We start from the raw sequence: 13,001 nt of genomic DNA on the forward strand, positions 1-13,001 counted from the left end.
GTCACGAATCTCCTCCTCGACCGGGCAGGAACTCCTGGATCTTCGACTTCACGCCTTCCTTGATCATGTCCACGCGATCGGAGTCACCGCGCACGATCGACTCCAAGGCCTTCTCCAGCTGGTCCCACGTCGCATGCGGTGGAATCGGCGGTACGGCGGGATCGGTCACGAACTCGACCACGCAAGGCCGGTCCGCGGCCAGCGCCTCCTCCCAGGCCGGCCCGACCTCCTCCGGTTTGGCCGCCAGGATGCCCCGGAGCCCGAGGCTGCGCGCGTAATCGGCGTACGGGAAGTCCGGCAGTTCCTGGGACGGGAGGAACTGGGGCGAGCCGCCCATCGCCCGCAGCTCCCAGGTCACCTGGTTGAGATCGTTGTTGTGGAGCACCGCCACGACGAGACGCGGATCGTCCCAGTCCTGCCAGTACTTCGCGATCGTGATCAGCTCGTTGATGCCGTTCATCTGCATCGCGCCGTCGCCGACCAGCGCGATAGCCGGCCGCCCCAGCCGGCCGAACTTCGCGCCGATCACGTAAGGGACACCCGGTCCCATCGTGGCCAGCGTGCCGGACAACGAGCCGCGCATGTTGTCACCGAAGCGGAGGTGCCGCGCGTACCAGTTCGCGGCCGAACCGGAGTCGGCCGTCACGATCGCATCCGCGGGCAGGCGGGACGACAACTCGTGGAAGACGAGCTCGGGGTTCACCGGGTCCGCCGAGGTCTTGGCCCGCCGCTCCATCACCTCCCACCAGCGGCCGACATTGCTCTCGACGGTTTCGCGCCACGAGCGGTCGAGCTTCCGTTCCAGCAGCGGAATCAGCCGCCGCAGCGTCGCGGCCGAGTCGCCGACGAGGTTGACCTCGAACGGGTAGCGCATCCCGATCATCGTCGGGTCCTGGTCGATCTGGACCGCACGCGCCTTCCCGTACTCCGGCAGGAACTGGCTGTACGGGAAGTTCGATCCGACCACCAGCAACGTGTCGCAGTCCCGCATCAGCTCGTACGACGGCCGGGTCCCGAGCAGGCCGATCGATCCGGTGACCCACGGATGCTCGTCGGACAGCACATCCTTCCCGAGCAACGCCTTCGCCACCCCCGCGCCCAGCAGGTCGGCAACCATGGTGACCTCTTCACGCGCCTCCCGAGCCCCTTGGCCGATCAGCATGGCGACCTTCTCGCCCGCGTTCAGTACGTCGGCCGCCCGGCGCAAACCGTCGTCGGCCGGAACCGCAGCCGACGAGGTGAGGTCGAGGCTCGACGGCACCATCTTGAACGCGTGCGAAGGCGCGACGTACTCGAGTTCCTGCACGTCGGCCGGCACCACGAGTGCTGTGACAGTACGCCGGGTGGCCGCGATCCGGATCGCGCGATCCAGCACGTTGGGCAGCTGCTCGGGGACCATCACCTGCTGGCAGTACTCGCTCGCGACGTCCTTGAACAAGGACATCAGATCGACTTCCTGCTGGTAGTTCCCGCCGAGCGCGGACCGCGCCGTCTGCCCGACGATCGCCACGACGGGCACGTGGTCGAGTTTGGCGTCGTACAGGCCGTTCAGCAGGTGGATCGCGCCGGGGCCGCTGGTCGCCGTACAGACGCCGACCCGGCCGGTGAACTTCGCGTACCCGACCGCTTCGAAGGCCGACATCTCCTCGTGCCGGGCCTGCACGAACCGGGGCTGATCACCGGCTCGCTCCCAGGCCGACAACAGCCCGTTGATCCCGTCCCCGGCGTACCCGAAGACGTGGTCGACACCCCACTCCCGCAGTCGCTCCAGTAGCACGTCCGCGACTGTGCTCGTCATTCACTGCTCCTTCCGTCAGAAACCCAACGTGGCCAGCAGCTCCAGATCCTCGGGAGTGGATGCCGTCACATCCAGATGGCAGCTGGCCGACCAGCACCGGCGCTCGGCCACATCCAGCAGGTGCGGTAACACTTCGTGACCGGCCGGACCGAGTCCTGCCTCGAGAGCGATCACGACACAGCGAGTACGCCGGTCGCACACGTCCACCAGTAACTCGCGAACCGCAGCCGACACCACCTCGGTCAGCTGCTCCGCGACGACGATCCGCACCTGGGAGCCGGCACGCTCCAGGCGCACCTGCGGATCAGCCACTTGCTCGGGCATTTCGTGTTCAAGAACCGTCATCGACCCCGACCTCCGCCATTGCATGCCGAACCCGCCCCTGCCTGACGAGTCGTCTGCCAGTACCCACACCGGGCAGGTGCAATCAGCGGGCGTCGCGGTCGAGGAGGCGATTGGTGGCGCGTTCGAGGCGGGCCCGGGTCTTGGGGTTCTCGAGGTCCTTGCCGGCGCGGCGTACGGCGGCCGCGATGGTGTGACCGTGTTCATACTGTTCGACCACACGGGGATCGACGTACGACGCCCTGGCGACGGCCGGGGTGTTGCCGAGGTGATCCGACACCTCCTCCAGCATGTCGCCGATCGAGCTGTCGGCGTCGGCCAGGTCGACGGCGGCGTGCACGGTGGCGGTCCAGGTGCGGAGGTCCTTGACGGTGTAGTCCTCACCGACCAGCTCCTGGAAGCGTCCGTTGACATCGTCGGCATCGATCTCGTGGTAGCCGGTCTTGTCGCGGTAGACCAGCAGCCGCGGGCTCTTGGACCGGCCACGCTTCAGCGAGCGCACGGCGGTGGCGAGACGGTCGTCCTCGAGTTCGAGCGTGCGCTGCACACCGCCCTTCGCGACGAAGTCGAAGACCACCTTGCCCTTGCTGACCCGTACGTCGTCGCGCAGCAGTGTGGCCGCCCCGCGGCTCCCGGAGTCATCGGCGTACTCGGTGTTGCCGGTCCGGAAGACGCCGTAATCGAGCATCCGCAACGCAACGGCCAGGACCTTCTGGCGGCCCAGACCGCGAGCACACAGATCCGCGTCCACGGCCTCCCGGAAGGCCGGCAGCCGCCGGGACAGCTGGCGGACCCGATCGTGCTTGTCGGCGTCCTGCGCCGTCCGCCAGTCGTCGTGGTACAGGTACTGCCGCCGCCCGGCCTCGTCGGTACCGAGGGCCTGGATGTGGCCGTTCGGGTAGGGGCAGATCCACACGTCCGTCCAGGCCGGCGGGATCGCCAGCGTCCGGATCCGCTCGATCACATCGGCGTCGCGGATCACGTTGCCCTTGGCATCCAAATAGCTGAAGCCACGCCCACGACCCCGGCGGGTGAAGCCGGGTCCGTCGGGATGGCTACGGCGAAGTCGCATTCATTCCCCTGTTTGGCTGTGGGGGGCATGGACGGGTTTGGACTGCGACGACTTCCGCTGCCGCAGATAGACGGATCCACCGACGATCGCAGCGACCGCGAGGAACTCGCTCTGCCAGTTCTGGAACGATTCGAACCAGAACTGGGAGGTCTGCACGTACTGCCAGGCGCTGACCGCTTCACTGCCGTGGAGCTGCTGATCCTCGCTGTACGCACCAGCCCCGGTCACCGCATGCAGCCAGAACGACAGCAGGAACACGACTCCGAACGCGATCGCCAACGAGTTCTCGTACAGCCGCAACAACAGCTCCGAGCCGTGGCGCACCGGCCACGGCGCCTCCGGATCGTCGCGGTGGTCCCGTGGATCCTCGTCCTGCGGCGAGGCCTCACCGATCGGCCGCGACTCCGCGGAACCCTTCTGCACCAGGAATGTCGTGAGCAACACGTACATCCCCATCTGCAGGAACTCCGACTCCCAGTTCTCGAAGACGGTCTCCCCGAACGACGACGAACCGGCGTACTCGATCAGCGTTTGGGCCGGCTGCCCGTGGTCGGCCAGCTCCTCGTTCTCATGCGCGTGCCCGGTCAGCAGCACACCGATCAGGAAAAAAGCGAACAGCCCCAGATTGACCAGCAGCAACGCGCGTAACCGCGCCCAACGCATCATTCGACCAGAATGACGCAGAACTCGTTGCCTTCGGTGTCACGCAGCACCACGAAATCGTGTGCGTCGGGATACGGCCACTCATCAGGTTTGGTGGCACCGAGGCCGAGCAGCCGCTCGACGTGGTGATCGGGGTCGGAGGTGTAGAGGTCCAGATGCACCGGCGTCGGTTGATCCTGGACCGAATCGGCCCGCTGGATCAGCACGGTCGGCCCGGTACCCGCAGGATCTTTCAGGTGTGCGAACTGGTCCTTGTCCCCGATCCGCTCCGGGCGGCGGTAGCCGAGGGCAGCCGCCCAGAAGTCGGCGGCCCGGTCCATGTCGGTGGCGTTGACGCAAACCGTCGCGAGCCGAAGGTCGCCGATCTCGGCCGGGCGTGCGGTCATGACTTCCTCCAGAAGGCCAGGCTGGGATGGGTGTTTGCTGACCGGGCTCCGGCATGGCCGGGCGGCTCCCGGTCGTCGGCAGGTCAAACGACCGGGTGCCGCCGTACCGGCTCAGGTGAAGATGCTGACGCCACCGGGGCCTACCAGGAGGCCGACCACGATCAGCACGATTCCCCAGGTCAAGGCGCCCCGGATGATCGAAAAGATTCCGGAGATCACCAGGATCGCCGCGATGATCCACAACACGAACTCCATCAGACACCCCTTTGCTGAAGCCGGCAGACGCTCTACCGGCGGACCCCGAGATCACTGATCCAGTACCCGCGCCCATGCACCGCAGGGGGTGATTCGGGGTGGGTACCGGGCCTCGCAGGACGCTGATCTTCATTGCGGTCGCGTGAAGATGCGGAGTCCCTGTAACGAACGCTTGAACTCCAGCGATGGGTCAGGCGAGAACCCCCAAACGGCAGTTCGGGACTGACTTGTTCAACGAGACCAATGAGCCAAGCCGGACCGGCACCACCACCGGTCACGACTTCGTCACCGATCCGGGCGACGGCCTGCTCTACTGCACCCAGTGCCCGATGGTGGCCTACGACCTGGCCGACGCCGCCACCGAGCCGGAGTGCCCACTCCCTCTGGAGTCCTGGTCCGCCTGACCGCCATCGCGCGACCGATTGCGGACAGGATCGTCGACAGCGTCCCGCTGGCAGGCTAGCTTCCTGGAAAGCGCTTGCCATCCTCTCGCATCGAAGGATCCGCCATGACCTTCCGCCGAGCTGCCACTCTTGTCCTCGCCGCCCTGCTCGCGGCCACCGCAACAACCGGTACGACGTACGCACAGCCGCCATCCGGTCCGCACCTCGAGAAGCTGGATCGCGGTCTGGTCGCGACCACCACCAGCGAAGGCGTGTTCCTGAGCTGGCGCCTGCTCGGCAAGGAGGCGACGAGCAGGACCGACCACGGCCTGACCGGGACCGACTTTGCCGTCTACCGCGACGGCAAGCGCCTGGCCACAGTCGCCGACAGCACCAACTACCTCGACAAGGCCGGTACGCCGACCTCGCGGTACCGGGTTGTCTCTTTGGTCAACGGTCGCGAGCGGGACCGCAGCGACTACGCCACCCCGTGGACCGGCGGGTACCGCGAACTGCCGCTCCGCAAGCCCGCCGACGGCGTCACTCCGGCGGGTGAGGCGTACACCTACTCCGCCAACGACATGAGCGTTGGCGACGTGGACGGCGATGGTGCGTACGAGTACGTCGTGCTCTGGAACCCGTCGAACGCCAAGGACGTCTCCCAGATCGGCTACACGGGGAACGTCTACATCGACACGTACAAGGCCGACGGCCAACTGCTGCACCGGCTGGACCTCGGGGTGAACATCCGGGCCGGCGCGCACTACACGCAGTTCCTGGTCTACGACTTCGACGGCGACGGCCGCTCCGAGATGATGCTGAAGACTGCGCCCGGTACCAAGACGACCAGATACTCGAAGTCGGGCGAGGTCAACTCCGAGCGGTACATCACCATGCCGGCGGCGGATCGCCGTACCGGCTATAGCCACCAGGACGACTACCGGGTCAGCAAGGCCGGGTACCACGATCACCTGGTCACGATGTTCCAGCAGTGGCAGGACCAGCCCGAAGTGAAGGGCGGGCAGTGGCCTGCGACTTTGGAGGCCGCCTTCGGTATCGCGCAGCGGTACGACTATCCGCTCAACCGCACTGACGCTTCGGCGCTCGTCGACTACTTCATGGACGTGTACGCACCGAGCCGGAGCACGCGCAACCAGCTGCGCAACTTCGAGGGCTTCATCCTGCGCGGCCCGGAGTACCTGACCGTCTTCGACGGGCTGACCGGCCGCGAACTCCAGACGACCCGCTACGAACCGGGCCGAACCGACGACGGCCTCCGCTGGGGTGACTACGCGATGGCCCGGATCGAACCCGGCAACCGCGTGGACCGCTTCCTGGCCGGCGTCGCCTACCTGGACGGATCCCGTCCCTCCGCAGTCTTCGCCCGCGGCTACTACACCCGTACGACGCTCGCCACCTACGGCTGGAACGGCCGGCGGATCACCAAGGGCTGGTCCGTCGACAGCGGCTGGACCCCGATGACGAACCCCTTCAACGACGGACCGCACGGCCGCGACGGCACCGACCCGACGTACGGATCCATTACGACACAGGGATTCCACTCGCTGAGTGCGGCCGACGTGGACGGTGACGGGAAGCAGGAGATCGTCTACGGCTCCGCCACCATCGACCACGACGGCAGCCTGCTCTACAGCTCGGAGGACGTGATGCCGCCGGGCAGTGTGAACCCTGGTTCGATCGCAAGACTCGGGCACGGCGACGCCATGCATGTCACGGATATCGACCCGCAACGGCCCGGCCAGGAGATCTTCACGGTCCACGAGGGCGGCACCTACGCGCCGTACGGCTATGCCCTGCGGGACGCGGCAACCGGGAAGACCATCTACGGCGAGTACTCCGGGAAGGACACCGGGCGCGGCATGATCGGCGACATCGTCCCGGAGGAACCAGGCCTGGAGACCTGGGCGATGCGGCTGCGTACCGCGGACGGCGACGCACTCGGCACGACGTACCCGGGCACGAACGCCAGCATCCGCTGGGCCGCCGACATGACCACCCAGATCGTCGACGGCGCCCTGGCCGTCACCCCCACCATCAAGGACTGGCGCCGCGGCACCCTCCTGACCGCCGACGGCACCCAGACCAACAACCACACCAAGGGCAACCCGTCCCTGGTCGCGGACATCCTCGGCGACTGGCGCGAGGAGCTACTGGTCCGCACCACCGACAGCAGCGCGATCCGCATCTACCTCAGCACCGAGCTCACCGACCGCAAGCTCTACACCCTGATGCACGACCCCCAGTACCGCGTGGAGGTCGCGCGCCAGAACACCGCCTACAACCAGCCGTCGTACACCAGCTTCTACCTGGCCTCCGACCTCGACTGGTCAATGGTCCCTCTGGTCAAGTGATGGTCAGGTCACGGATGTTCGTGCCGCCGTCGGTGAAGACTAGGTAGACGTCACGGACACCGCGGGTCATCCGTCGGTCCAGTTGGGCCGACGTCGTGGTCCAGCTGTAGTGGTCGGGTGTGGCGGGCACGGTCAGGGTGCCTGCAAGAGGACCGGTCGGGCTGCCGAGGCGAACCTCCGCCTTGGCAGTTCCTTCCGCAGATCGGGACACGGTGGCTTCCAGCCGGCCGCGGTTCAGCTGGACGTCGTGGAAGGCGATCCAGTCGCCTGCCGCGGTCTTGCCGACCGCATCGCCACGAACCTTGGCGGCATCGATGAGCTCGACACCCGAGTAGTCGTCGAAGTCGGACGCCGCGGTACGGCGGCTCAGGTCCCTGGGCGGGATGACCTCGCCACGGACCGCAACCGTCGTACGGGCCCTGATGTCGGCCGACGAACTGCCCACCTGCACGTCCTGGAGGGCCGACTCGACCGTCCACTTGTTCCGCGTCACGTCCCAGAAGGCCAGGTCGCTCGCCTTCACCTCGAAGGAGACGGTACGCCGTTGGCCGGGCGCGAACGTGAGTCGCTGGAACCCGCGCAGTGTCTTGATCGGCTGGGCCACTCGTGAGGTGCGCTGAGCGGTGTAGAGCTGGACGACCTCCTCGCTCGCCGTCCGGCTGGTGTTGGTGACGTCGACGCTGACCTTGAGGCGTCCGTTCGCCGCGACGACCGGCGAGGCTTTCAGGCCGGAGTACCGGAATGTGCCGTAGGTCAGGCCGTGGCCGAACGGGTAGAGCGCTCGCGGCCGGTGGTACTGGTAGGTCCAGCCTGCCTTGATTACGTCGAAGTCGAGCGGATCCGGCAGTTCCTGGTCCGTGCGGTACCACGTCTGCGGCAGCCGGCCCGACGGCGAATAGTCGCCGTACAAGACGTCGGCGAGCGCGCGGCCGGTCTCCTGGCCCGCGTGCGACGTCCACAGAACCGCCTTGGCGCGCGACCAGTCACCCGTCAGCGGGTAGCTACTTTCCAGCACCACAACGGTTCTGGGGTTGGCAGCGGTGACCGCCTTCACGATCGCCTGCTGATCGGCGGCCAGCGCGGTGTCCTGACGATCATCGTCCTCACGCCCGTTGACGAACGGGTTGCTGCCGACCACGACGACCGCGGTGTCCGCCTTCTTCGCGGCCTCCACGGCGGCCGCCGTACCGCTGATGAGGACCTCACGAGTGAACTGCGCCGCGGTCTCCGGCGTGGCCGCGCCGATGGCGAGCTTCCCGTCGGGCTGGACGACGATGTACTGGTTGGGGCCGTTCCACGGCTCCTTGATCTCGTTGCCGCGGTAGTGCAGCACATAGTTGCCATTGGCTACCTTCACCAAGCTGAACTGCTGCTGGACGAACCAGCCGTTGGGCTTGTCCTGGTTGTTCACCAACTCGTTCCCGCTCCGCGAGACATACTTGCCGTTGGCAGCCGCCCGCAGCGCCAGGGTGTCGCCACCCCAGTCGAAGACATCCAGCGCCTGCCCCGGACCCGCGGTCGTCGCGTCGGCGGCCAGCGCACCACCAGCGGCGCCGGCCGGGGCGGTCACATACTTGCCGTTAGCAACTGACCGCAGTGCGATCCGGTCCACGCCTTCGGTCGCCGTGACCGTGGCGCCGGCGCCGAGCCGCTCGGCGATACCGGCTCGCGGAGTGATCCGGTACGGCATCGTGCCGGAGTACCAGTCCTCGTAGATGGCGTCGGCCAGCGGGCCGATCACCGCGACATTCTTGGTGCGGGCGGGCTTGAGCGGCAGGGCCTGATCCTTGTTCTCGAGCAGAACCATCTGCTTGCGCGCAGCCTCGCGGGCGAGTTCGCGGTGGGCAGGGCTGTCGATGCTGTCCGGCCCGATCTTCTCGTACGGGTTCCGCCCCGCCGGATCGAATTCGCCCAACCGGAAACGAACCGACAGCAGATGCCGAACCGCTTTGTCGATGTCGGCCTCGGTGAGCAACCCCTTCGCCATCGCCTCCTTCACCGCGGCGACGGTCGGACCACCGTTGGCGTCGTTCTCGGTGAAGCTGTCGAGCCCAGCCTTGATCGCCGCGGCCGTAGCCTCGACCGGCGTCGGGTAGTACTTCTGCGAACCGCTGATGTTCCCCGCCCCCGAGGCGTCGCCAACGATCATCAGTTCATCGTCCGACCACGACCGAACCGCCTCGTCCAGCTCGGGTGACACATGGGTCGGCCGCCCGTTGACCAGGTTGTACGACGCCATCACGCCAGTGGCCGCTCGCGCGGTCAAGGCCGGCTGAAACGCCTTGTACTCGTACTCATGCAGCACCCGCGGCCGCACACTCGCCGACACCCGACTCCGATCCGCCTCGACGTTGTACGCAGCGAAATGCTTCAACGTCGGCGCCGTCTTCAGATACCGCGGGTCATCCCCCTGCAAACCACGCCCGTACGCCGTCGCGATCTCACTAGTCAGCAACGGATCCTCGGCATACCCCTCCTCGTTACGCCCCCACCGAGGATCGCGCAACTGATTCACCACCGGCGCCCAAAGATTCAACCCGTTCTTCGCCGGATCAACCTTGTTGAACCCCCGAGCCTCATCCCCCACCGCCGCCCCGACCCGCCTGATCAACCCCGGATCCCACGTACTCCCAAGCCCCACAGCCTGCGGAAACACAGTCGCCTTCCCCAACCAAGCCGCCCCGTGCAGCGCCTCGGTCCCAGTCTTGAACGACGCAATCCCCAACCGCGGAACCGCCGGCTGGTACTGATGCAACAACGAAACCTTCTCGTCCACCGTCAACCGCCCCACCAGATCATCCAACCGCGTCGCAAGCGGAAGCCCAGGATCCCGAAACGGCAGACCCACCTCAGCCTGCGCAGGCTGCCCCACCAAAAACACAGGCACAACCAACAGCGCCACCAAGGCGCCCCCAACTCGACGGCGATAACTCATAGCAGTCCCCTCCACGAGGTGTCGAAGCGCTTCGACTATCGACGCACCAACCCCACCCGTCAAGACCGAAGCCCCCGGGATCTCAACCGTCGTGGCGGGCGTTTCGTCGCAGTGCCTCGCTGACCTCGACCAGGCTGGGCACGACCCAGGCGGCCCCTGCCTGGCGCAGCGCCGCCTCGTCGTGCGCCCCGGTGGTCACCCCAATGCCGGGGATGTCGGCCACGACAGCGCCCTCCATATCCAGAGTGTGGTCCCCGATGTACACATCGACCTGGTTCGCGGTCATCGCGCCGGCCTTGCCGCGTCCGGACAACCCACCCACCACCACATCGGCTTCGAGACCGGCGGCCAGCAGGCAGGCCTCGGCGATCTGCTGGATCCGCGAGGTGATCACGACCAGCCGCCCCCCGCGCTCGTGCACATGAGCGCGCAGCCCGGTCGCCCCAGGCAGCGGCGTGACCTTGGCAATGCCTTCCTCCAGGAAGGCAGCACGATAGATCCGTACGACGTCGTCGACGCGCTCCTCGGCAACCCACCGCAACAACTCGTCCCGGATGGGAGGACCGAGCCGAGCGACCAGGTCGTCGACGTCGATGGACTCACCACACCGGACATTGGTGACTTCCAGCGCGTGCGCAGTGGCCGCCCTGGTATCCAGGAGAGTGAGGTCCAGGTCGACACCGACGATCGCAACGCCGCCGAGCTCGATCTCACTTACTGACTGTCCACCCATGCCACGTTCGCCTTACCGTCCCGAGGCTGTGCCCTCGTAGTTAGCACTTGCCCGGGCGGAAGGTGTGTTCTGGGCCCGTTTCGAAGGCGTAGCGACGAAGGCCCGCGGTGTACTCCACCCGGACGCCGTCCAGATGACCTTCGCCGAGGACATCAGGCCGCAGCACATGAACAACCAGCATGGTCTCTGACTTCCCCGCGATCTCGGCGTCGACCGCCAGCCTGACCTTATTGACATCGCCGTCGAAGGGCCCGTAACCGAACGCCCAGCCGGACTTGCTGCCCGACGACATCGGATCGGGAACGAGGAACGCACCCCCGTTGTCGAGATTACGGGGACCGATCAGCTCAACCGCCGTGATCCGGACCGGCCCCGAGCCGCCGTTCCGCAGCATAGGCATATGGCCGACGGTCCCATCAGCCGACTGACCGGCCTGCACGCAGACCTTGTCCCCCAGCCCGCTGTCACCCAACGGCCCGTCACCATGCCGTACGCCGAAGAACCAACCCACTGCCGCCACCAGCAGCACCGGCAAACCCACCACAAGAATCCGCGTACGCATCCGCCCCCCAGGCTCGGAAACCCATTATCCAGGCTGAGGGTCCCGAACCTCACCTCACCGCGCGTCGCCGCAGCCGAGGTGAGGAGCCGGCGGGCAGTACGCCGATCCGCGCGTCATAGCCGCCCGCCACCTGCTCCCGCGGCTAGGCGGTGGGTATGACTACGTTGCGCGCCGCGCCGGAGGCGGTGTCCTTTGGCCGGAGGCCTAGGCGAGGCCCTTCAGCAACTGGCGGGCCATGACGATGCGTTGGACCTGGTTGGTGCCTTCGTAGATCTGGGTGATTTTCGCGTCGCGCATCATGCGCTCTACGGGGTAGTCGTGGGTGTAGCCGTAGCCGCCGAGGAGTTGGACGGCGTCGGTGGTGACGGCCATGGCGACGTCGGAGGCGAAGCACTTGGCGGCGGCGCCGAAGTAGGTGAGGTTGGCGTCGTTGCGCTCGGACTTGGCGGCGGCGGCGTAGGTGAGCTGGCGGGCGGCCTCGATCTTCATGCCCATGTCGGCGAGCATGAACTGCAGGCCCTGGAACTCGGCGATCGCCTTGCCGAACTGCTTGCGCTCCTGGACGTAGCCGAGGGCGTAGTCGAGGGCGCCCTGGGCGATACCGAGGGCCTGGGCGGCGATCGTGACGCGGGTGTGGTCCAGCGTGGCCATCGCCGTACCGAAGCCGGTGCCGGGGTCGCCGATCAGGCGGGCGGCGGGGATCCGGACGTTGTCGAGGTAGACCTCGCGGGTCGGCGAACCCTTGATGCCGAGCTTCTTCTCCGGGGCGCCGAAGGAGACGCCGTCGTCGGACTTCTCCACGACGAACGCCGAGATGCCCTTGGAGCGGGCGTCCGGGTCGGTGACCGCGAAGACCGTGTAGTACTCACTGACGCCGGCGTTGGTGATCCAGCGCTTCACGCCGTTCAGCACGTAGTGGTCGCCGTCGAACACCGCGCGGGTCTTCATCGACGCCGCGTCCGAACCGGCCTCGGGCTCGGACAGGCAGTACGAGAACATCGCGTCACCGGCGGCCACCGGCGGCAGGTAGCGCTGCTTGACCTCTTCGGAACCGGACAGCAGCAGCGGCAGCGAGCCGAGCTTGTTGACCGCCGGGATCAGCGAGGTCGAGGCGCAGGCCCGGGCGACCTCCTCGATCACGATCACGGTCGCGAGTGCATCCGCCCCGGCGCCGCCGTACTGCTCGGGGATGTGCGGGGCGTGGAAGTCCGAGGCCTTCAGCGCGTCGTACGACGCCTTCGGGAACTCGGCCAGCTCGTCCACGTCACCGGCGTTCGGCGCGACCTTGGCGTCACAGACGTCGCGGACCGCCTCCCGGATCGCCTCGTGCTCCTCGGACAGCGCGTACAGGTCGAATGAGTTACTCACGAGTTCACAGTACGACGGACAGCGCCGTACCGGGAGTTGCCGGACGCCGAAAGTGACCAACCCCGCACGGTCCGAGAGCCGCCGGACATGAGCCGGTCACCGGTTGCTAACCAGGATGGGTAGAGTCCCGGG

General features: G+C 67.0%; 12 protein-coding genes. 2 read left to right on the plus strand and 10 right to left on the minus strand.

Features of this window, described 5'->3' with window-relative positions:
• Position 1 precedes the first annotated feature (1 nt).
• From ACFCV3_RS40300 to ACFCV3_RS40325, 6 genes are all read right to left on the minus strand, one after another.
• Positions 2-1,798, minus strand: a complete 1,797-nt coding sequence (locus tag ACFCV3_RS40300) for a thiamine pyrophosphate-requiring protein (protein WP_376040122.1) — start codon at positions 1,796-1,798, stop codon at positions 2-4.
• A gap of 15 nt (positions 1,799-1,813) precedes the next feature.
• Entirely contained in the window at positions 1,814-2,143 is a 330-nt protein-coding gene (locus tag ACFCV3_RS40305; RefSeq protein WP_376040124.1) for a hypothetical protein, read from the minus strand.
• 82 nt (positions 2,144-2,225) lie between these two features.
• Positions 2,226-3,212, minus strand: a complete 987-nt coding sequence (locus ACFCV3_RS40310) for a DNA topoisomerase IB (RefSeq protein WP_376040127.1) — start codon at positions 3,210-3,212, stop codon at positions 2,226-2,228.
• Positions 3,213-3,878, minus strand: a complete 666-nt coding sequence (locus tag ACFCV3_RS40315) for a DUF6766 family protein (RefSeq protein WP_376040129.1) — start codon at positions 3,876-3,878, stop codon at positions 3,213-3,215. It abuts the gene before it with no gap.
• Positions 3,875-4,261 (minus strand): VOC family protein, encoded by a 387-nt coding sequence (locus ACFCV3_RS40320; protein ID WP_376040132.1) that lies wholly within the window; start codon positions 4,259-4,261, stop codon positions 3,875-3,877. Before ACFCV3_RS40320 ends, ACFCV3_RS40315 begins: the two co-directional genes overlap by 4 nt.
• A 111-nt stretch (positions 4,262-4,372) precedes the next feature.
• Positions 4,373-4,516 carry a GPGG-motif small membrane protein gene (locus ACFCV3_RS40325; protein ID WP_376040134.1) on the minus strand — a complete coding sequence of 48 codons (144 nt, stop codon included), beginning with the start codon at positions 4,514-4,516 and terminating at the stop codon, positions 4,373-4,375.
• A gap of 185 nt (positions 4,517-4,701) precedes the next feature.
• On the opposite strand from ACFCV3_RS40325, the gene ACFCV3_RS40330 reads away from it, so the two are divergent.
• Both ACFCV3_RS40330 and ACFCV3_RS40335 read left to right on the plus strand, forming a co-directional pair.
• Entirely contained in the window at positions 4,702-4,920 is a 219-nt protein-coding gene (locus ACFCV3_RS40330) for a hypothetical protein (RefSeq protein ID WP_376040136.1), read from the plus strand.
• Positions 4,921-5,024: 104 nt separating this feature from the next.
• Positions 5,025-7,271: a rhamnogalacturonan lyase gene (locus ACFCV3_RS40335; RefSeq protein ID WP_376040139.1), complete on the plus strand. Its 2,247-nt coding sequence runs from the start codon at positions 5,025-5,027 to the stop codon at positions 7,269-7,271.
• Here the strand turns inward: ACFCV3_RS40335 and ACFCV3_RS40340 are convergent.
• The 4 genes from ACFCV3_RS40340 to ACFCV3_RS40355 form a co-directional block, all read right to left on the minus strand.
• Positions 7,264-10,062, minus strand: a complete 2,799-nt coding sequence (locus ACFCV3_RS40340) for a glycoside hydrolase family 3 C-terminal domain-containing protein (protein ID WP_376040141.1) — start codon at positions 10,060-10,062, stop codon at positions 7,264-7,266. The two genes, ACFCV3_RS40335 and ACFCV3_RS40340, sit on opposite strands and share 8 nt — an antisense overlap.
• 226 nt (positions 10,063-10,288) lie before the next feature.
• The gene (locus ACFCV3_RS40345) at positions 10,289-10,939 is read right to left on the minus strand and encodes an HAD family hydrolase (RefSeq protein ID WP_376040144.1); all 651 of its coding nucleotides are present in this window, start codon (positions 10,937-10,939) and stop codon (positions 10,289-10,291) included.
• A gap of 40 nt (positions 10,940-10,979) precedes the next feature.
• On the minus strand, positions 10,980-11,501 hold the full coding sequence (locus ACFCV3_RS40350; protein WP_376040146.1) for a hypothetical protein: 522 nt from the start codon (positions 11,499-11,501) through the stop codon (positions 10,980-10,982).
• 204 nt (positions 11,502-11,705) lie between these two features.
• Positions 11,706-12,869 (minus strand): acyl-CoA dehydrogenase family protein, encoded by a 1,164-nt coding sequence (locus tag ACFCV3_RS40355; protein WP_376040149.1) that lies wholly within the window; start codon positions 12,867-12,869, stop codon positions 11,706-11,708.
• Positions 12,870-13,001 lie beyond the last annotated feature (132 nt).

The sequence above is a fragment of the Kribbella sp. NPDC056345 genome (assembly GCF_042262745.1).
Taxonomy (GTDB): domain Bacteria; phylum Actinomycetota; class Actinomycetes; order Propionibacteriales; family Kribbellaceae; genus Kribbella.